General features: G+C 56.3%; 20 protein-coding genes. 19 read left to right on the top strand and 1 reads right to left on the bottom strand.

What is annotated here, in order from left to right; all coding sequences use genetic code 11:
- The first annotated feature begins 161 nt into the window (after positions 1-161).
- The 5 genes from FVV99_RS11435 (at position 162) to sixA (ending at position 4666) form a co-directional block, all read left to right on the top strand.
- Entirely contained in the window at positions 162-1289 is a 1128-nt protein-coding gene (locus FVV99_RS11435) for a Re/Si-specific NAD(P)(+) transhydrogenase subunit alpha (protein WP_148254230.1), read from the top strand.
- Positions 1286-1636, top strand: coding sequence for an NAD(P) transhydrogenase subunit alpha (locus FVV99_RS11430; RefSeq protein WP_148254229.1), 351 nt, complete (start codon positions 1286-1288; stop codon positions 1634-1636). Before FVV99_RS11435 ends, FVV99_RS11430 begins: the two co-directional genes overlap by 4 nt.
- Positions 1633-3018 (top strand): NAD(P)(+) transhydrogenase (Re/Si-specific) subunit beta, encoded by a 1386-nt coding sequence (locus tag FVV99_RS11425; protein WP_148254228.1) that lies wholly within the window; start codon positions 1633-1635, stop codon positions 3016-3018. Before FVV99_RS11430 ends, FVV99_RS11425 begins: the two co-directional genes overlap by 4 nt.
- A gap of 102 nt (positions 3019-3120) precedes the next feature.
- Complete coding sequence (locus tag FVV99_RS11420) at positions 3121-4188, top strand: NAD(P)H-dependent glycerol-3-phosphate dehydrogenase (RefSeq protein WP_148254227.1); 1068 nt, start codon at positions 3121-3123, stop codon at positions 4186-4188.
- On the top strand, positions 4181-4666 hold the full coding sequence (gene sixA / locus FVV99_RS11415; protein ID WP_148254226.1) for a phosphohistidine phosphatase SixA: 486 nt from the start codon (positions 4181-4183) through the stop codon (positions 4664-4666). Before FVV99_RS11420 ends, sixA begins: the two co-directional genes overlap by 8 nt.
- Before the next feature lie 88 nt (positions 4667-4754).
- On the opposite strand, the gene FVV99_RS11410 is transcribed toward sixA, so the two are convergent.
- Positions 4755-5702: an AEC family transporter gene (locus FVV99_RS11410; protein ID WP_148254225.1), complete on the bottom strand. Its 948-nt coding sequence runs from the start codon at positions 5700-5702 to the stop codon at positions 4755-4757.
- Between the two features lie 357 nt (positions 5703-6059).
- Here FVV99_RS11410 and kdgD (FVV99_RS11405) point away from each other — a divergent pair, with 357 nt between their 5' ends.
- From kdgD (FVV99_RS11405) to FVV99_RS11340, 14 genes are all read left to right on the top strand, one after another.
- On the top strand, positions 6060-6977 hold the full coding sequence (gene kdgD / locus FVV99_RS11405; RefSeq protein ID WP_148254224.1) for a 5-dehydro-4-deoxyglucarate dehydratase: 918 nt from the start codon (positions 6060-6062) through the stop codon (positions 6975-6977).
- Between the two features lie 32 nt (positions 6978-7009).
- Complete coding sequence (locus FVV99_RS11400) at positions 7010-8002, top strand: TRAP transporter substrate-binding protein (protein WP_148254223.1); 993 nt, start codon at positions 7010-7012, stop codon at positions 8000-8002.
- 58 nt (positions 8003-8060) lie between these two features.
- Positions 8061-8585: a TRAP transporter small permease gene (locus FVV99_RS11395; RefSeq protein ID WP_236645396.1), complete on the top strand. Its 525-nt coding sequence runs from the start codon at positions 8061-8063 to the stop codon at positions 8583-8585.
- Between the two features lie 12 nt (positions 8586-8597).
- Positions 8598-9878: a TRAP transporter large permease gene (locus tag FVV99_RS11390; RefSeq protein WP_148254221.1), complete on the top strand. Its 1281-nt coding sequence runs from the start codon at positions 8598-8600 to the stop codon at positions 9876-9878.
- A 41-nt stretch (positions 9879-9919) separates the two neighbouring features.
- Positions 9920-11056, top strand: coding sequence for a mandelate racemase/muconate lactonizing enzyme family protein (locus FVV99_RS11385; RefSeq protein WP_148254220.1), 1137 nt, complete (start codon positions 9920-9922; stop codon positions 11054-11056).
- A 3-nt stretch (positions 11057-11059) separates the two neighbouring features.
- On the top strand, positions 11060-11926 hold the full coding sequence (locus tag FVV99_RS11380; RefSeq protein WP_148254219.1) for an amidohydrolase family protein: 867 nt from the start codon (positions 11060-11062) through the stop codon (positions 11924-11926).
- A gap of 39 nt (positions 11927-11965) precedes the next feature.
- Positions 11966-12766 (top strand): NAD-dependent epimerase/dehydratase family protein, encoded by an 801-nt coding sequence (locus FVV99_RS11375; protein WP_148254218.1) that lies wholly within the window; start codon positions 11966-11968, stop codon positions 12764-12766.
- Positions 12767-12993: 227 nt separating this feature from the next.
- Complete coding sequence (gene kdgD / locus FVV99_RS11370; protein ID WP_148254217.1) at positions 12994-13911, top strand: 5-dehydro-4-deoxyglucarate dehydratase; 918 nt, start codon at positions 12994-12996, stop codon at positions 13909-13911.
- Between the two features lie 33 nt (positions 13912-13944).
- Positions 13945-14985 (top strand): type 2 periplasmic-binding domain-containing protein, encoded by a 1041-nt coding sequence (locus FVV99_RS11365; protein WP_148254216.1) that lies wholly within the window; start codon positions 13945-13947, stop codon positions 14983-14985.
- A 90-nt stretch (positions 14986-15075) separates the two neighbouring features.
- The gene (locus FVV99_RS11360; protein WP_148254521.1) at positions 15076-15519 is read left to right on the top strand and encodes a tripartite tricarboxylate transporter TctB family protein; all 444 of its coding nucleotides are present in this window, start codon (positions 15076-15078) and stop codon (positions 15517-15519) included.
- A gap of 21 nt (positions 15520-15540) precedes the next feature.
- Positions 15541-17055 (top strand): tripartite tricarboxylate transporter permease, encoded by a 1515-nt coding sequence (locus tag FVV99_RS11355; RefSeq protein ID WP_148254215.1) that lies wholly within the window; start codon positions 15541-15543, stop codon positions 17053-17055.
- Between the two features lie 30 nt (positions 17056-17085).
- Complete coding sequence (gene garD, locus FVV99_RS11350; protein ID WP_148254214.1) at positions 17086-18654, top strand: galactarate dehydratase; 1569 nt, start codon at positions 17086-17088, stop codon at positions 18652-18654.
- Between the two features lie 91 nt (positions 18655-18745).
- Positions 18746-20071, top strand: coding sequence for an enolase C-terminal domain-like protein (locus tag FVV99_RS11345; protein WP_148254520.1), 1326 nt, complete (start codon positions 18746-18748; stop codon positions 20069-20071).
- Between the two features lie 57 nt (positions 20072-20128).
- On the top strand, positions 20129-20884 hold the full coding sequence (locus FVV99_RS11340) for a FadR/GntR family transcriptional regulator (protein ID WP_236645395.1): 756 nt from the start codon (positions 20129-20131) through the stop codon (positions 20882-20884).
- Positions 20885-21045 lie beyond the last annotated feature (161 nt).

Raw genomic sequence — 21045 nt, 5'->3', positions numbered from 1 at the left:
AAGACTTGCGTTTGACCGGGTTTATTAAAAAACTACGTGATCCGCTTTGTTTTCATGACGTTTTCGTGAGTGATAGCGAAGCATGATGTCATGAAGGTATGACGAGACGCCGATGCAACGGCGATGCTAGCCATCATGATTGGACACAAGGGAGTTTGCCGATGTTGAAGATCCTGATCCCTAGGGAGCACAGGCCTGGTGAGTTACGCGTGGCACTGGACCCTGCCACGGCGATGCGGTTGACGCGTGACGGTTGCCAGGTGGCTGTCGAGAAAGGGGCCGGGGAGCGAGCCCATTTCCCGGATGATCATTATGGAGAACCGGTCACTATCGTTGAACGTGACAAAGGGTTGGCCGATGCGACGGCCGTCCTGTGCGTGCGTGCTCCCAGTGTCGAGGAAGCTGAAGCCTTACCGGAAGGGTGCGTATTGGTCGGTTTGCTGGCTGCTCATGCCAATCTCGAACAGGTGGAAATCTATCGCAAACGGCGCATCACGGCACTCGCCATGGAACTGGTGCCGCGTATCTCGCGTGCCCAGAGCATGGACGCCTTGTCCTCCCAGGCTGCGGTTGCTGGCTATCATGCCGCCTTGCAGGCCGCTGAACGTGCACCGGTCTTTTTTCCCATGTTGACGACGGCAGCGGGCACGGTTCGCCCGGCCAAGGTAGTGGTGATCGGCGCCGGCGTCGCCGGGCTCCAGGCGATCGCGACTGCCAGGCGCTTGGGGGCACAGGTCGAGGCCTATGACATCCGTGCGGCAGCGCGCGAACAGGTCGAATCGCTGGGCGCCAAAATGATCGATACGGGGGTCGATGCATCGGGAGAAGGCGGCTACGCACGTGAACTCAGTGACGATGAGAAAGCGACCCAGGCCGAAGCGTTGGCCAAGCGTCTGAGCGAAGCGCATGCTGTGATTTCCACAGCAGCCCTACCGGGCCGGCCGGCTCCCAAGATCATCACCCAGGCGATGGTGGAGCGTATGAAACCGGGGGCGGTCATCGTCGATCTGGCGGCCGAGGGTGGCGGCAATTGCGAGCTGACCCAACCCGGCGAAACCGTTGAGCATCACGATGTGAGCATCCATGGGCCGCTGGATATTCCGTCACGCCTGGCGGTGCCAGCCAGCGAGATGTATGCCCGCAATCTGTATAACCTGTTGTCGCCATTCATCGAGGATGGCGAACTCGAACTTGACTTCGAGGATGCGGTGATCGGCCCGATGTGTCTGACCCGCGATGGCGAAATCGTCAATGAACAAGTACGTCAGTGGATGGAGGACGACTCATGATCGAAGGACTCTCCGCACTCTACATTCTCATGCTGGCGGGATTCGTCGGCTATGAGGTCATATCCCGGGTGCCGGTCATTCTGCATACCCCTTTGATGTCGGGCTCCAACTTCGTGCATGGCATCGTCGTGGTCGGGGCCATGGTAGCGTTGGGACAGGCCGAGACCTTCGGTGAACAACTGATCGGCTTCATCGCCGTCGTGCTGGGAGCCGGCAATGCAGTGGGTGGCTATGTGGTCACGGAACGAATGCTGGAGATGTTCAAGAGTTCCGACAAGCGCCAGGGGAAGGAGAGTAACGACAAGGCGAAAGCGCTCAAGGAAGCCGCCAAGGGAGGTAAGGTATGAGTGCATTGATCGAAACCAGTTACTTTGCCACGGCCGTCCTGTTCATCCTTGGGCTCAAGCGTATGTCACACCCCACGACGGCGCGCAGCGGGGTGATTTGGGCCGGTATCGGCATGGGGCTGGCAACGCTGGTGACCTTTTTGCATCCGGAGATTCGCGGTCAGTATGGTCTGATGCTGCTGGCGATTCTGATCGGTGGCGGGGTTGCCTGGTGGAGCGCCAAGCGTGTGGCGATGACCGATATGCCCCAGATGATTGCCATTTACAACGGCATGGGTGGCGGTGCCGCGGGGGGGATCGCCGCGGTTGAATTGATGCGAGTTGCTGGAGACCCCAGTCTGATCGAGTCCCATGGCCATCTAGCGCTGTGGTTGGGGGTACTAGGGGCGTTGATCGGGAGTGTGGCTTTTTCCGGTTCTGTCGTGGCATGGGCCAAGCTCGATGGGCGCATGAAAAAGGCCGTGCGTTTTGCCAATCAACAGCAGATCACCCTGGCTGTACTCGTGGCTGCGGTGTTGCTTGGCATCTGGGTGGCTGCCGCCACGCCGGGTATCTTCGTGCTGTTGATCTTCTTCCTGTTGGCCCTGGCATTCGGCGTGATGGTGGCGCTGCCGATCGGCGGGGCAGACATGCCGGTCGTCATTTCCCTGTTCAATGCGTTGACGGGCCTGGCCGTGGCAATGGAAGGGTTCGTACTCGACAATGCGGCAATGATCATCGCCGGTACCGTGGTCGGGGCTGCGGGCAGTTTGCTGACGCTGTTGATGGCCAAGGCCATGAATCGCTCGTTGATCAATATCCTGTTCAAGCAGTTCGGGCCGGTCAGTGAGGAAGCGACCGAGATCGAAGGCAGCATCAAGGATGTCGGTACCATGGATGCTGCAGTGCAGATGGCCTATGCCGACCGTGTGATCATCGTGCCAGGATATGGCCTGGCTGTGGCGCAGGCGCAACACAAGCTCTGGGAAATGGTCGAATTGTTGCAGGAGCGCGGGATCGAAGTCAGTTTCGCGATCCATCCCGTCGCAGGGCGCATGCCCGGGCATATGAACGTGCTGCTGGCTGAAGCGGGCGTGCCTTACGACATGATCTTCGACCTCGAGGAGATCAATAACGACTTCGAGACGGCTGACGTGGCGTTAGTGATCGGCGCGAATGATGTGGTCAACCCCGTTGCCAAGACAGATCCCGACAGTCCGCTATATGGTATGCCGGTGCTCAATGTCGACGAAGCCAAGAATGTCCTGGTCGTCAAGCGTGGACAGGGAACCGGATTTTCCGGTGTCGAGAACCACCTGTTCTATCGTGACAATGCACGTATGGTCTATGGCGATGGTCAGAAGGTCATTACCGAGATGATCGCTTCGATCAAGACCCTGTGATCGTTATCGGGGCAGACACGACCGTAGACGAGGGGAGGGGCGCAAGTTCCTCCCTTCATTGGTTACAATGGCGTCCTTCATCAACTGGGCTAGGGAAGGTTAATGTCCGAGCAGGTTATCAAGGTCGCGGTACTTGGCGGTGGGAGCTTCGGTACGGCGCTGGCAAGCATCGCCGCTGACAATGGCGCCAAGGTGCAGCAGTGGCTGCGTGACCCGACGTTGGCTGACGAAATCAATCGTGACCATCGTAATTCGCGCTATCTACCGAATTACGCGATCAATCCCTCGGTGGAAGCCAGCAACGACATGCAGGCGGTTCTCGAGGGGGCCGAGCTGGTTCTGGTCGCCATTCCCTCCAAGGCGTTTCAGACAATCGTCAGACAAGCAGGCGCCTGGTTAACGTCTGAGCAGATACTGGTCAGTACGACGAAAGGAATCGAGGAAGATGGTTTTCTGTTGATGAGCCAAATTCTCGAACGCGAAACCGGTTTTTCCCATATCGGTGTGCTGTCCGGCCCCAATCTGGCCTCGGAACTGGCCGATAAACAGCTGACGGCTACCGTCATCGCGAGTGACGACCCTCTGACCCGGGCGCGAGTGCAGAGCGTACTGGGATGCGAATATTTCCGAGTTTATGCCAGCAACGATCGCTATGGGGTCGAGCTTGGTGGTGCCCTCAAGAATATCTATGCCATTGCGGCTGGCATGGCCGCTGCGCTGGGGATGGGGGAAAACACGCGTAGTATGCTGATGACGCGTGCGCTGGCTGAAATGAGCCGCTTTGCCGTCGAACAGGGGGCGAATCCCATGACCTTTTTGGGGCTTGCCGGCGTTGGCGACCTGATCGTTACCTGCTCGTCCAGTCTGTCACGCAACTACCGGGTAGGTTTCGCGCTGGGCGAGGGCAAGACCCTGGAGGAGGCCGTCGACGCGCTAGGACAGGTGGCGGAAGGTGTCAATACGGTACGTCTGGTATGCAACCAGGCGCGTCGGGATGGTGTCTACATGCCGATCGCGGAGGGGCTTTACCAGGTCTTGTTCAACGAGATCCCGGCGCGCGAGATGGCCAGGCTGCTGATGCAAGGTGAACAAAGCAGCGATGTGGAGTTCATCCTGTCGCGAGAGGCGGTGCAGCAGGCACGCAAACTCGAGGAGGACGATCATGACTGATTCGCTATGGATCATGCGTCATGGTGAAGCTGCCCCAGGGCGCCCCGATCATCTGCGTGAATTGACCGAGACCGGGCGACGGGATGTGGAGCGTATGGCCGAATGGCTGGCCGATTCCCTGGATACATCAAGCCGAGACCGTTTGCGCTTGGCCGTCAGTCCTTATCAAAGAGCTCAACAAACGGCAGAGATCGTTGCCGGTAGACTAGGGTTGACGCTTGAAACCCTGGCACTGATCACTCCGGACGATCCGGTGGAAGACGTCATCGATTGGTTACAGGTCAACGGCGAGGGAGTGCCGTGGTTACTGGTCAGCCACATGCCATTGGTCGGTGAGCTCACGGCACGTTTGGTCGATGGCCAGCGTAGCCTGGGCGGTGGATTTCCTGCGGCCGGTGTCGTGGGCCTGCAAGCCGATGTCTGGGCAGCAGGCTGTGCCGATTTGATTGGCTTCCAGGCGCCATCGAGTCTCGACTGAGAGATGCATCGTCATGAGTTGCATCGTCAATGATCGGGTCTACGTGACTCCCGGTCTTGAAGAGCAGCTCGAGGTCGTCGTGAATACGTCAAATGAGGTCGAGAGCCCGTAGTGCGAATACGCCCCCGGTAATGGTCAGGCTGGCCAGCAAGGTGCTGATGGCGATGATGTTGGCAGCGAGCTTGGCGTTACCGCCCATGGCCTTGACCATGACGAAACTGGCGGCTGCTGTCGGGCTGGCGAAATACAGAAACAGCAAGCCGAGCTGTCGGCCCGAGAATCCTGCCCACCAGGACGCCAGTGTTCCAAGAATGGGCAGCGTGACCATCTTCATCAGGCTGGCACCTATGGCGACGTGGCGAGATTCCTTGATCCCCCTGATGGATAGCGTGCCACCTATGCATATCAACGCCAGTGGGAGAGTCAAGGAGGCGAAATACTCCCCCGACGTCATCAACCAGGTCGGGAGAGTGATCTGGAACCACATGAAAGGCAGGGCAGCGAGAACGGCTAGAATCAACGGGTTGAGTGCGATATGGCGGAATATATGATGCCAGTTGGCACGTTCGCGCCCTCCATGGATGACCAGGACGAAGACGGACAGGATGTTGTAGCTCAGAATCACGACACCTAACAGCAATCCGCCTGCCGACAATCCATAGTCCCCATACATCCCGGCCGCCAGCGCCAAGCCGACGATACCGCAATTACCGCGGAACGCCCCCTGAACATAGACCCCACGGTCGGCCGGTGATACCCGCCAAAGAGACCAAGCCCAACTCAGCAGGAAGAGCGCTACTGTCGTGAGGCCAAAGAACGCCATCAGTTTCGGATCGAACGCTTGCTCCATGTCAGCGTGAATCAGGCTGAGAAAAATCAATGTCGGCATAGTGGCCTTGAATACCAGAGCGGATGCCGTATCGATGAAGGTTCGGTCGATCCAGCCGATGCGTTTCAGTGCCAAACCCATGAAGACCATGGCAAAGACAGGCAGCGTGACGTTCAAGGTTTCGGCAAACACGCCAGCCAGATTCATGCGCTATCTCCGTACCAGGTCGTTTCAGCGAGTGGGTACTCAACTGCCGCGATGTTGGAGCGGGCAGGCGTCAACCGAGGTCGTCGTCTGAGGATGATGATGTTCACAGTATGGAGTAGGTGGGCAGCTTTGGTTGATGATTCAGTCGGTTACCGGTGAGTTCATCGAAATGATGAGTCAACCATCTTCATCAATGCGAGACTCAACTTTGGTATGAAGTCTCGTCATTATACTTGCTCATGGTTCGCCCTGTCTCCTACGTTACCTTATGTATGATGTATTACAAAAACAAAGGGATCATGATGCCGTGCTTGCAGAGGCCGGCCGTCTAGTCAAGTAGCACGAGAGGACATTCTGGTGACGTTTTCCGGAGAAGAAGTCAAGCAAGCGGTAGGGGACGGTCTGTTGTCGTTCCCGGTGACCGATTTCGACAGCGACGGACACTTCGACGAGGCGAGTTATCGCCGTCGTCTGGAGTGGTTCGTGAGTCACGAGATTTCGGCGGTATTCGTGGCCGGAGGCACGGGCGAGTTTTTCAATCTGACGCTGGACGAGTATCGCCGGATCGTGAAGGCGGCGGTCGAGGTGGTTGACGGGAAGCTGCCGGTGATTGCGAGTGCGGGATTGAGTATCGGCAGTGCCCGGGCCTTTGCCCAGGCGGCGGAGGAAGCGGGTGCGGATGGATTGCTGTTGATGCCGCCGTACCTGACGGAGTGTCCGCAGGATGGGCTGGTCGAGTATGCCCGCCAGGTCTGTGCCGCCACGTCATTGAGCATCATCTACTACAACCGCGGCAACGGTGTGTTGCAGGCGGATGCGGTGCAGCGCCTGGCCACGGCCTGCCCCAATCTGGTGGGGCTGAAGGACGGCAAGGGCGATATGCAGTTGTTGAACAAGATCGTCAAGACGGTGGGTGATCGTCTGGTGTACGTCGGCGGGGTGCCGACGGCGGAGATTTACGCGGAAGCCTATCTATCGATCGGGGTGAACACGTACTCCTCGGCGGTATTCAATTTCGTGCCGGAAATGGCGGTGACGTTCTACAAGGAACTGCGCAAGGGGAACAGTGAGGTTGTGCGACAACTCACGAATGAGTTTTTCATCCCCTTTGTGGATCTCAGGGACCGGAAGGCGGGGTATGCGGTGAGTCTGGTCAAGGCGGGTGCGGACCTGATTGGCCGGCCGGCGGGCGCCGTACGAGCGCCGCTGACGATGCCGACTTCCGAAGAGCGCCAGCAGCTCGAAACGCTGGTGGCAACGGTAAAACAACGATAACGGATCAAGTAGTCAATCGAGAGGAAAACGCCATGCGCATAAACAAGATGAATACAATACTGATCGCTGTCGCTTCCGTGGGGTCGTTGGCGCTGCTGTCGGGATCGGCCCAGGCGGCCGAGTGGCGAGGGTGGAATGTCCATCCCGAAGGGTATCCCAACACCGAAGCGCTCGAGTCCTTCGCCGATAAAGTGGCTGAACGTACCGAGGGGCGTATTGAACCGCGCATGTACAACAACGGTGTCCTAGGGGATCAACCGGATGCCATCGAGCAGACTCGCAATGGGGCTCTCGATTTCGGCAATTTCAACATGGGACCGATGGGACCCATCGTCAAAGAGACCAATGTTCTCTCGTTACCGTTTCTGTTCAGCAGCCGTGAGCATATGCATGAAGTCATGGATGGTGAAATCGGTGAGCGTTTTGCCGATGCCCTCGAGGACAAGAATCTGATCGCGCTGTCATGGTTCGACTCCGGGGCACGTAGCTTGTATAACGCCGATCATCCTGTCGAGGAACCGGCGGATGTAGAAGGCCTCAAGGTTCGGGTGATGAACAACGATCTCTATGTCGAGATGATCGAGGCGTTGGGGGGTAACGCAACCCCGATGGCTTACGGGGAGGTTTATCAATCTCTCAAGACGGGAGTTATCGATGGCGCAGAAAATAACTTCCCCTCGTTCGAGTCGAGTGGGCATTACGAAGTCTCCAAGTACTATTCGCTGACCGAGCACTTGATCATTCCCGAGTGTCTATGCATCGCCAAGTCCAAATGGGAATCCCTGTCCGACGAAGATCAAGACATCATCCGTGAAGAGGCCCTGGCTGCCGCTGAGCTTCAGCGTGAGCTCTGGACAGAAGGGTCCAAGGAAAGCCGTGAGCTCGTTGAAGAGGATGGCGTCGAGATCAATGAAGTCAACGACAAGTCGGCCTTCCAGGAAAAGATGCAGTCAGTGTATGACACCTTCCTCGAGGAGAATCCGGAGCTGGAGTCGCTGGTGACGGATATTCAGGACACCAACTGATCATCCAAGTGCCTCTCCTGGGGAGCTCCCGGCTTTCCAGGAAGGCCGGGAGGGCATTGTGAGTGCAACTCCGGATAAACGATTCAGGGATGGTGTCGACTCGAGATCTGCATTGGATCGGGTGCTGGATGGCATAGCCCGAATATGCCTGATCACCGCCGGCATCCTGCTCGTGTTGTTGATCGCCATTTTTGGATGGCTGGTGTTTGGACGTTATGTCCTGAACGATACACCAACCTGGGTCGAGCAGGCATCACTTGTCATGGTCGTGTATATCACCTGTCTCGGGACCGCCGTAGGGGTGAGAAACAACACGCACCTGAATATCGATTTCATCAGGGAAAGTTTGCCCGACGTCTGGCGTCGACTGCTGCACACCATTTCCGATCTCTTCGTGATCGGTTTTGGCGGTTGCATGGTTTACCAGGGGTGGCTTCTGGTCATGACCAATCTGGAGCGCGCAATTCCCATGATTGGCATATCGGAAAGCTGGCGTGCTGCGCCTTTGGTCATCTGCGGGGCATTGATGGTCGTTTTCGTGGGTGCCGACATGGCCAAACGCATGCTTTCAACCCGCCATTGAAAAGGATTCAACATGGGTCTCGCCATCCTCTTTGGTCTGTTCTTTTTGGGACTGATATCGGGCGCTCCCGTCGCCTTTGCCGTGGGATTGGCTGCAGTCGGCACGTTCATCTATGAGGGATTGCCGCTTTTCGTGGCGTTTCAGCGGATTCTGTCCGGCATTTCCGTGTTCTCGCTGCTGGCCATTCCTTTCTTCATCTTCGCCGGTGAGCTCATGCTCCAAGGGGGGATTTCCAACCGGCTGGTGCGACTGGCATCGGCCATGGTCGGCCGGATGCGAGGGGGGCTCGGTCTCGTCAACGTCAGTTCGTCAATGCTGTTCGGGGGAATTTCCGGCTCTGCCGTGGCGGACACGTCAGCATTGGGATCACTACTGGTCCCGGTGATGAAAGAGAAGGGATACGATGCCGATTATGCCGTCAACGTCACGGTGACATCATCGGTTGCCGGTGTCGTTATACCGCCGAGCCACAACATGATCCTGTATGCGGTGGCGGCTGGTGGCGGCATTTCAGTGACCCAGTTGTTCATTGCCGGCATCGTGCCGGGGATCCTGATGTGTCTGGCATTGGCCATCGTTGCCTATATCGTTGCTGTTCATCGCGGCTACAAGGGCGAAGCCTTTCCCGGATGGCAGGTGTTGCTGATCAGTTTTTTCGCCGCATTGCCGGGGCTGTTCACCGCCGTCATCATCGTGGGCGGCGTGCTTTCCGGGGTGCTGACCGTCACCGAGTCAGGGGCCTTCGGCGCCATCTATGCCATCGTGGTAACGGCACTGGTGTATCGCGAGCTACGCTGGGAATCGTTCAAGGCAGCTGTCGCTCAATCGGTCAAGACGACGGCCCTGGTCATGATTCTGGTGGGGTGTGCTGCCGCATTCTCCTATTTGCTGGCGCTATATAACGTTCCCGAGTTGCTGATCGGAGTACTTACCGCCATTTCCGACAATCCCCTCGTCATTCTGCTGATGCTGAACCTGCTCTTGCTCGGCCTTGGCATGATCATGGACATGGCCGCGCTGATCCTGATCTGTACCCCCATTTTCCTGCCTGTCGCGGTACAGGCTGGTATGGATCCGATCCAGTTCGGAATCATGTTGATGATGAACCTGGGGTTGGGGTTATGTACGCCCCCAGTCGGTGGTTGCCTGTTTGTGGGGTGCGTCATCGGTCAGATCAAGATCGAGCATGCCGTGCGCACCATCTGGCCGTTCTATCTGGCTCTGTTTCTTGCCTTGATGCTGGTCACCTATGTTCCAGCGGTTTCTCTCACATTACCCGGCTTGTTCGAATAGCGGTGTCGCCGAGACACCTGGGAACGCAAAGGAATCGTAAGATGAAAGTTCAGTCCGTTCGTACTCATGTTCTCGACTACCCGCTCGACACTCAGTTCGAGAGTGCTTCCATGCACTTTTCCCGGCGCCAGCACTGCCTGGTCGAGGTCGTTTGCGATGATGGCACCGTAGGTTGGGGAGAATGCCTGGGGCCGGCTACGCTGAATGCGGCCGTGGTCGATGCCTATGGGGCTTCACTGATCGGTAAGGACCCACTGAAGACGGAAGTGATCTGGTTGGAACTCTACAATCGCTTGCGCGATCAAGGGCAGCGAGGTTTGACCGTGACGGCACTCAGCGGGATTGACATCGCGCTATGGGATATCAAAGGCAAGTATTTCGATGTGCCGATCTCGACCTTATTAGGTGGCAGAGTGCGTGACAGTGTGCATGCATACGCCACGGGATCCTTCCGGCGCGAAGGTGTCGATCGTGTGACTGATATTGCGCATGAAGTGGCCGGCTATCGCCGAGAAGGATTTCATGCCGTCAAGATCAAGATCGGCTTCGATGTCGAGGAAGATCTGGCTGTCATCGCTGCGGTACGTGATGCGGTCGGGCCGGATGTCCGCCTGATGATCGACGCCAATCACGGTTATGATTTCCTGGAGGCCGTGGAGGTGGGCGTACGGGCGGCAGAATACGGTGTGGATTGGTTCGAGGAGCCGGTGTTGCCGGAGCAGATATCGACGTATCGGGCGGTCCGTGCCGAGCAGCCGATTCCTGTCGCGGGCGGTGAAACCTGGCATGGACGTTACGCCATGCAGGAGCCACTGGAAACGCGAGCCATCGATATTCTTCAACCTGATATCTGTGGTGTCGGCGGTTTCACGGAAATGCGCCGTGTCGCCGATATGGCTGCCATGCATGGAGTACGTCTCGTACCTCATGTGTGGGGAACGGCCATCTGTATCGCCGCCAGTCTGCAGTTCATGGCGTCACTGTTGCCGAACCCGCCGAGACGCCATCCCATTGACCCCATTCTGGAATTCGATCGTACCGAGAACCCGTTCCGTCAGGCGGTCGTCGTCACGCCCCTAGAACATGAATACGGCGTCGTCCCGATCCCCGATGGTCCGGGGTTGGGGATCGAAATCAACCGTGATGCCTTGTCGCAGTATGCCTTGAAGGAGTCGTAACGCATGGAAACCACTTCTCCCAATACCAGGCCATTGGATGGTCCACCCCCGAAGCTCAAAACGCCCCCCGGTGCCACCGATTGCCATATACACCTCTACTTGCCGGGATATGAGTCGCAATCGCCCAATTCGCCGATAAGCGAGTGGGCGACGGTAGCCGACTACCGTCGCGTCCAGGCACGTCTAGGGTTGGAGCGTGTCGTTGTGACGCAATCCAATGCCTATCAGTTCGATAACCGAGCGTTACTGACCGCCTTGAATGAGCTCGGAACCCGATCAGCACGCGGTGTGGCAGTCGTGACGCCTGATACACCGGAAGATGAATTGCGTTCCTGGCACGATCAAGGGGTTCGTGGTGCTCGAATCATGAATCTGCACGGCGGGGCGGTAAGTACGGATCATATGCTTGAGGTCGAGCGCGTGATCCGCCCCTTCGGGTGGCACTTGATGGTTCAGTTCAATGGCCGTTATCTCGATGATTACGTCGATGAGCTGCGTAAGATCGAGTGTGACTACATCATCGATCATATCGGTAAATTCATGGACCCGGTGCCGGCGAATGATCGGCGGGTCGATGACATTCTGCGTCTGCTCGATCAGGGGAATGCCTGGGTCAAGATCTGCGCCGGCTATGAGGCCAGTCTCACTGGTGGTCCTCACTATGACGATGTCGGAGCGATTGCCCGACGGATCATTGCGCATGCGCCGGAACGCATCATCTGGGGAAGCAACTGGCCTCATGCCAGGGTTTCCCAGGCTCGGTATCCCGACGATGCCGAGCAGCTCGATGTCTTGCTCGAATGGGCCAACGCCGAATGGCATCGGCAGATTCTGGTCGATAACCCGGCCGTACTCTATGGCTTCGAGTGATGTACCGACTTTCCGGTATGCAGCACAAGGAGGAACAGTATGCTTGATCGTATTCTGGTAACCGGCGCCGCGGGTGGGCTCGGCAGCAGTTTACGTCCTCACCTGACACGACTGGCCAAACAGGTTCGGTTGTCGGATATCGCCGATCTGGGAGAGGCCGCCCCGCATGAGGAAGTGGTCGCGGCGGATCTAGCAGACGGGCAAGCCGTCAACGATCTGGTGCGTGACTGCGATGGCATCGTGCACTTGGGAGGCGCGTCGGTAGAGCGGCCTTGGGAACGTATTCTGCATGCTAACATCATGGGGACCTACAACCTCTATGAGGCGGCGAGACGGCATGGTGGTTCCCGTATCGTGTTCGCCAGCTCCAATCATACGATCGGTTTCTACGAACGTACCCAACGCTTGGATACACGGGTGCCGCACAAGCCCGATTCTCTCTATGGCGTTTCCAAATGCTTCGGGGAGGATCTGGCCAGCCTTTACCATGACAAGTTCGGGGTCGAAACGCTGAGTGTCAGGATCGGTTCCTGTTTCGACAAGCCTGCCGACACGCGAATGATGGCAACCTGGCTGAGTCTCGAGGATTTCATTGCCTTACTTCACAGGGCCTTCGTCGCGCCCAAGCTGGGTCATACGGTGGTCTATGGTGCGTCGGACAATGCCGAGCAGTGGTGGGACAATTCACAGTCCCGCTTTCTGGGGTGGGTGCCAAAGGATGGTTCGGAGCCATGGCGTGCCGAGACGGAAGCCAAAGACACCGATTTGCATCCCGATGATCCCGCCGTGGTGTACCAGGGAGGGAAGTTCGCTGCGTTGGGCCATCCCGACGATGACTGAGCGCTGAGAGTCCATGCTTACCGAGCGGGTGAGCTAGCCCGCCCGGATTAAACTTTGGTCTTAACTGTGCTTGAGTCACTTGCTTCCGATGTCGTCAGGCATTAGTTTTCTATTTGTATGATGTATGACAATGATCCTCGATGAGTCGTTGTCCATTCACGATACCTCGCCGCGCCCAGGGCTTAGAGGGCCGGCCGTCAAGTCAAGCAGCACGAGAGGACATTCTGGTGACGTTTTCCGGAGAAGAAGTCAAGCAAGCGGTAGGGGACGGTCTGTTGTCGTTCCCGGTGACCGATTTCGACAGCGACGGACACTTCGACGAGGCGAGTTATCGCCGTCGTCTGGAGTGGTTCGTGAGTCACGAGATTTCGGCGGTATTCGTGGCCGGAGGCACGGGCGAGTTTTTCAATCTGACGCTGGACGAGTATCGCCGGATCGTGAAGGCGGCGGTCGAGGTGGTTGACGGGAAGCTGCCGGTGATTGCGAGTGCGGGATTGAGTATCGGCAGTGCCCGGGCCTTTGCCCAGGCGGCGGAGGAAGCGGGTGCGGATGGATTGCTGTTGATGCCGCCGTACCTGACGGAGTGTCCGCAGGATGGGCTGGTCGAGTATGCCCGCCAGGTCTGTGCCGCCACGTCATTGAGCATCATCTACTACAACCGCGGCAACGGTGTGTTGCAGGCGGATGCGGTGCAGCGCCTGGCCACGGCCTGCCCCAATCTGGTGGGGCTGAAGGACGGCAAGGGCGATATGCAGTTGTTGAACAAGATCGTCAAGACGGTGGGTGATCGTCTGGTGTACGTCGGCGGGGTGCCGACGGCGGAGATTTACGCGGAAGCCTATCTATCGATCGGGGTGAACACGTACTCCTCGGCGGTATTCAATTTCGTGCCGGAAATGGCGGTGACGTTCTACAAGGAACTGCGCAAGGGGAACAGTGAGGTTGTGCGACAACTCACGAATGAGTTTTTCATCCCCTTTGTGGATCTCAGGGACCGGAAGGCGGGGTATGCGGTGAGTCTGGTCAAGGCGGGTGCGGACCTGATTGGCCGGCCGGCGGGCGCCGTACGAGCGCCGCTGACGATGCCGACTTCCGAAGAGCGCCAGCAGCTCGAAACGCTGGTTGGCATTGCCAACAATGTGTAACGCTAAATCCACGCAGCTCATAGAGGTGTATTCATGAAAAAAACAATTCTCGCACTGTCCGTTGCTATCGCCGGTACCGGCGCATTCAACACGGCCATGGCAGAAGAAGAAGCGCCGATCGATGGCAACTTGCGCATCGTCATCGGCTCGACATCAACGGGTGGTGATACATACCAGAACTCGGAAATCGTGGCTCAGCAACTGTCCGACAAGCTCGACATGAACGTCAAAGTCGATGCGGTAGGTGCGACAGAGGCTTTCAAGGCTCTGGAGCGTAGCCCTGACGGCAACACCATGATGATCTTCCACGACATGGCCTATTTGGGGCACTTGTATGGTGTTCGTGGTTACGAGAACGTTTTCGAAGAGTTCAACGTGGGGCCGTCGATCGCGATCAATCCTGGTAACGCCTATCTCGTCGCCAAGGATTCACCGTACGAGACGCTGGATGACATCAAGGAAGCAGTGGCCGATGGTGAGCGGGTGCGCGTTTCCATCCAGCCTGGCGGTGTTTCGGAAATCGGCTTTAGTGCTTTGAAGAATGCCATCCGCATCGAGCACCCCGGCGCCGAGGAAAACCTGGTTGCAGTCAATTCCGGCTCCCAGTCGGATAAGAACCAGCAGATGTTCGACGGTTTGGCGGATGTCATCAATGGCTCGGTGCAAGCCAACGAACAGTTTACCCGGCTGCCGGAAGACGATCAGAAAGCCATGCGTTTCGTTTGGCTGACAGCTCGCCAGGATACGATCGAGCAGACACTCGAAGAGGGAATGGGAGAAACGACTCGTGAAGAGTTGCTGGAGTTCACGGAGCCGAACGTGACCGTGACCCAGGATGGTGAGAAGAACTTCACCTTCGATAAGGAGTTCTTCTTCATCTACAACGAGGACATGGATCAGGAAATCGTCGACTACATGGATGAGGCCTTGGCCGAGATCTATGACGAAGGAGAGATCCAGAAAACGCAAAAACAGTCCTTCTTTATTCCTAATTTCAAGCCTTCGGATGAGTCAGAAGAGTACCTCCAGGAAAAGATGAACGAGTACGAGGAAATCATCAACTCGATCGATTGATGCCTCGCACTATTGAGACCGGTGTTTTGCACCGGTCTCTTCGTCATTCGTATCCCTCTATCGTTTCCGATATAGGCCGTGACTTTGAAAATGGAGGGTAACTTCTTGTCATTCTTTGATATCACGATTCCCTTCGACCAGTCTCATTTGTTTTTCCCCAGAATCATTACATGGTTACTATGCGGATTGTTCGTTTTGGTGGTTATTCAGAATGCCAGACCGATCATATCCAAATACCGTTCTGGAGGAATGACGGAGCTTCTGGATCTGGAAGGTTTTCATAAATTCAAATTTTTCGGCACTGTCGCTCTTGTCGTCGTCTACTTCATCATGATGGATGTGGTTGGTGGCTGGTTCCCCAATATGGGGTTTGGTTTCCTTTTTGTATCGATGCCTTTCATCTGTCTGATGGGATTGATGTATGTGCATGAGATTACTAGGAGAACGCTGACAACGATCGTCATTGTGTCGTTGGCTTCACCGCTATTGGCATGGTTCGTGTTAGCCAGGCTGTTTCATATTACCCTGCCGTAATCCAATAGAGGCTGAGTACGCATGGAATTTCTTTCTGCGCTGTCACCACTGTTTTTTCTGCTGATCGTCTTTGGCGTTCTGGTAGGCATCATTTTTGGTTCCATTCCCGGGATGACGGCGACGATGGCCGTTGCCGTCTGTTTGCCGTTGACGTATGCCCTGGATTTGACGAATGGCCTGGCGCTGTTGCTGGGGTTATATGTCGGCGGTATAACGGGGGGGCTGGTTCCTGCCGTATTGCTGAAAATTCCCGGGACTCCGTCATCAATTACCACGACGTTCGATGGCTATCCCATGGCGCAGCGTGGTGAAGGGGAGCGGGCTCTCAAGATCGGCATCGTCGCTTCCCTTTTCGGTGGCGTGTTCAGTGCGATCATTCTGTTCCTGTTCGCACCGATTCTATCGGATTTTGCCATCAAGTTTTCTTACATCGAGAAGTTTCTCATCATTTTCCTGGCACTGACGGTGATAGCCTCACTTTCCGGCAATATGCTGATGGGCATATTCAGTGGGGTGCTTGGTGTTTGGTTAAGCCTGATAGGTACCTATTCCATTACGGATGGTGGTAATGGTGAACTGCGGCTAATGTTTGATTTCATGGTGCCCTACCTGGAAAGCGGATTTTCTCTACTTCCGGTATTGATTGGCCTGTTCGGCTTGGGAACTGTCTTCATTGAGGCGGAGCAAGGTGTCAAGAAAGAGGTGTCGAGTCAGTCGCTGAGAATGTCTGACCAGGTTCGTTTTTCCATGAGTGTCTTCAGAGGAAAATTAGTCAATCTTCTCCGTTCATCCTCTATTGGTACCTTCGTTGGAATGTTGCCGGGTATTGGCGGTAGCGCAGCATCCGTTCTGGCTTACACCCAGGAAAAGAACTTTTCCCGCGATCCCTCCCAGATGGGTAAAGGAGCACCTCAAGGCCTTGTCGCGTCGGAATCTGCCAATAACTCCTTGACCGGGGGGGCATTGATTCCGCTTTTATCACTCGGTATTCCGGGAGATAGTACGACTGCCATTCTGATCGGTGCATTCACATTGCAAGGTATTCAGGTTGGCCCACTATTTATTGGTGACAACCTGGATACCTGGTACACGATGGTATTTGCCTTGTTGGTAGCTAATTTCGTGATGTTTGCCATCATGTTCTTTGCTATCAAACATATTGCCAAAGTCGTTGCCGTACCGAAGTATATTCTTTATCCCGTCATTATCATGATGTGTGTCGTGGGGGCCTATGCCATCAATTATGGCATCATGTTCGACGTATGGACGCTGTTCATCTTCGGTGTCTTCGGATACGTGGCGCATAAAGTGGGGATTGAAATCCCTCCCTTGATTATCGGATTCATCCTTGGAAGTTCGGCCGAAATCTATTTCGTGAAAAGTCTGGAATCCTACGGAAACTTTATGATCTTCTTTACCAAGAGTCCTATCGCCGTCTTCTTGTGGGTCCTGATTTTCATGTCGATCGCGTTTTCCATCTACTTGAACATAAAGTCACGCCGTAAACGGAGCGATGAGGTCGAGACACAGACCTGAGCTCGGAAAGGTTCGATCAAGAGAGAGACCATGACGACCAATCTCGTTATCAAAGTTCATGACAAGGACAACGTGGCCATCGTCGTGAACCCCGGTGGCCTGCACGAAGGTGATGTCTTATTCGACGGTACCGTGCTGACGATGTCCGCCCCCGCAGGCCATAAGGTGGCTCTGGCCGCTATCCCCGAGGGAGAGCCAATTCTGCGTTATGGCGAAGTGATCGGCACGGCGCTTGAATGCATTCAACGCGGCGATTGCATCAAGGAACATCAATTGCAGCTACCGGACGCTCCCGGGCTGGAGGAACTGCCGCTGGCAACGCGTCCCTCCCCAGCGATGGAACCGCTGAAAGGCTATACCTTCGAGGGCTTTCGTAATCCGGATGGGAGTGTCGGCACCAAGAATGTGCTGGGCATTACCACCAGTGTGCAATGCGTCGCGGGCATGACCGATCATGTCGTGGCGCGTATCAAGCAGGAACTTCTACCACGTTACCCGAATGTCGACGATGTGGTGGCGCTGAATCATACCTATGGCTGTGGCGTGGCGATCAATGCCCCCGCGGCGATCGTTCCGATTCGTACCCTGCAGAATATTTCCCGCAATCCTAACTTCGGCGGCGAGGTGATGGTGATAGGGTTGGGATGCGAAAAGTTGCAACCTTCCCGTCTGGTATCGGATGAGCAAGGGGCGGAACCTGTGCGCATCCATGACACGACCGAGGACGCTGAACTGGCGGCCGACACCCTGCAACTGCAGGATGAGTCGCTGACCAGCTTCTCGGACATGGTCGACAGCATCATGGCAATGGCGGACCGCCACTTACAGAAACTCGACCGGCGTCGCCGGGAAACCTGTCCCGTGTCCGAACTGGTCGTCGGCATGCAATGTGGCGGAAGCGATGCCTTTTCCGGTGTCACGGCCAATCCAGCGGTAGGTTACGCTACCGACTTGATCGTTCGTGCCGGCGGTAGCGTGATGTTTTCGGAAGTGACCGAGGTACGTGATGCCATTCATCTGCTGACACCGCGTGCCATCGATGAAGAGGTCGGTCGGGCGCTGCTGCGGGAGATGGCCTGGTACGACGACTATCTCGAAGGCGGTAAGGCCGATCGTAGCGCCAATCCGTCGCCCGGCAACAAACGCGGTGGTTTGAGTAACGTCGTGGAAAAGGCGTTGGGGTCGATCATCAAGTCCGGCAACAGTCCGATCGTCGACGTCCTGGGACCGGGAGAGCGTATTCGCCGCAGAGGACTGACATTTGCGGCAACGCCGGCCAGCGATTTTGTCTGTGGCACGCTACAACTCGCTGCCGGGATGAATCTGCAGGTGTTCACGACGGGGCGTGGCACGCCCTATGGTCTGCCAATGGCGCCGGTGATCAAGATGTCCACCAATTCCTCCCTAGGGCAGCGTTGGCATGACCTGATCGATATCGATGCCGGCCGTATCGCTACGGGCGAGGCGAGTATCGCCGATATCGGCTGGGAACTGTTTCATCTCATTCTGGATGTTGCGAGTGGTAAAACGGAGGTCGCTGCCGACCGTCTCGGATTGCATAACGATTTGGTGCTTTTCAATCCGGCACCAGTAACTTGAGGGCTATTCGGCACATGTGTGAGCGACGTCGTGAGCCGATGGTGCCCTTTGACAAGAGCGTAGCAAGAGTCAATCGACAGGATGGATGATGATGTTTCCCGAAATTACCAAGATGCGTGTGGTTCCCGTAGCCGGTTACGATGGTTTCCTGCTCAATCTTAGTGGTGGGCATGCACCTTGGTTCGTTCGCTGTGTCGTGATTCTCGAAGACAGTGCCGGTCGGCAAGGCGTCGGAGAGATACCTTCCAGCGCAGGCATTCTCAAGGGACTCGAACAGTGCCGCTCACTGGTGGAAGGCTCGCGGATCAATGCTTTCAAGCAGACGCTCAACCAGGTTCGCCTGGCGCTGGCCAGCAACGGACGTGAGGAACGTGGACGCCAGACCTTCGATTTGCGCGTCGCAGTGCATGTGATGACCGGCATCGAGTCAGCCTTGCTGGACCTCTATGGGCAGGCGGTCGAGTTGCCGGTTGCGGATCTACTGGGTCAGTACGGTCGTCAGCGCGATGAAGTGGAAGCGCTGGGCTATCTGTTCCTGCTCGGCGATCCGGCCAAGACGGATCTGCCTTATCCCAAGGCGACTGCGCCCACGGATGCCTGGGATGAGGTACGCTATCGTGAAGCGTTGACACCGGACGCCGTGGCCAATCTGGCCAAGGCAGCGTATGAGCGCTATGGCTTCAAGGATTTCAAGCTCAAAGGCGGGGTGTTGCGTGGCGAGGAGGAAGCTGATTGCATTCGTGCTCTCCATGAAGCCTTTCCCGAGGCCCGGCTGACACTGGATCCCAATGGTGCCTGGAGCCTCGATGAAGCCGTGAACGTGCTATCTCCGATACGCGATCTGCTGAGTTATGCTGAAGACCCCTGTGGCCAGGAAGCTAGCTATTCCGGGCGTGAAACGATGGCCGAATTCCGCAAGCGCACCGGTTTGCCAACAGCAACCAACATGATTGCTACCGATTTCAAGCAGCTACAGTATGCCGTGCAATTGAATGCCGTCGATATTCCGCTGGCGGACTGCCATTTCTGGACCATGCAAGGAGCGGTCATGGTGGGTGAACTCTGCCATGAGTGGGGAATGACCTGGGGGTCACACAGTAACAATCACTTCGATGTCTCACTGGCGATGATGACGCATGTAGCTGCGGCTTGCCCGGGAGAGATCACCGCTATCGACACGCATTGGATCTGGCAGGATGGTCAGCGCATCACCAAGGCTCCCTTCCAGATTCATGACGGCAAATTGTCGGTACCGAAAGTGCCTGGACTCGGCATCGAGGTCGATGAGGAGCAGTTGATGGCGGCTCACCGCTTGTACAATAGCCTGGACGTGGTACAGCGCAATGACGCCATGGCAATGCAGTACCTGATACCTGGGTGGGAGTTCGATCCCAAGAAGCCGGCAATGGTTCGTTAACTGCCGCTGGGATGATAGGATAGACTAAAAGTCATACTTTTGATGGCAGGTAGCGTTATGGCCCGAAATACCGATGTGGCGGCTGATCTAGGCCAATTTGATGTCAGGCGGGTTTCTCGCGAGGGAAGCTTGTCCCTGCATGTGGCGGATCAACTTGAAACGCTGATCACGCAAGGCAAGATTGCCGTAGGTAACAAGCTACCGACGGAAAATAGCCTTTGTGATTCGTTCGGGGTCAGTCGTACCGTGATTCGAGAAGCCATCACTCACCTGAAGTCACTCGGTCTGGTCGAGACCCGGCGTGGTGTCGGAACGACCGTGATGCGCTCGGCACCGATCGAGGCAATGCCAGCCGAGCGCATCAGCGCCACCACGGTTGAAGACATACTTCATATCCTGGAGTTGCGTTTGAACCTGGAGCCGGCGGCAGCCGAGCTGGCCGCTATCCGCCATGATGAGAGTGATCGTTTGACTCTCAGGCAACGCCATGACGATTTTATTCGGGCCTATCATGAAAAATCCCAGGCCAGAGTCGAGGATTACGAATTCCATTATGCGATAGCCATTGCGACCAAGAATCCGTTTTTCCGCTCGTTTTACGAGCAACTGAGTCAAAGCGTCATTCCGCGTGCCAAACTGATGAGTGTGGAAATCAACACGGAATCGACGGAAAAGTATCTTGAACGTGTACTGGATGAGCACTCCTATATTCTGGAGGCGATCTTGTCACGTGAAGCTGAATCGGCACGAGAAATGATGTACCAGCATTTGAGTCGTGCACGCAGTATGTATGCAAAATATCAGGAAGCCTGAAGGAGGAATTGTGTCGGTAACAGGTGAGATGATCATTGGCCAACAGGCCGTGACAGGAAACAGCAAACCAATCAACGCCATCAACCCCGCCACCGGCGAGACGCTGGAACCGACCTACGTCGGCGGCAGCAAGGCCGACGTCGAGCGGGCCTGTGAACTCG

Source organism: Aidingimonas lacisalsi (assembly GCF_008079445.1).
GTDB lineage: Bacteria > Pseudomonadota > Gammaproteobacteria > Pseudomonadales > Halomonadaceae > Aidingimonas > Aidingimonas lacisalsi.
This window is presented reverse-complemented; position numbering and strand designations above follow the sequence as displayed.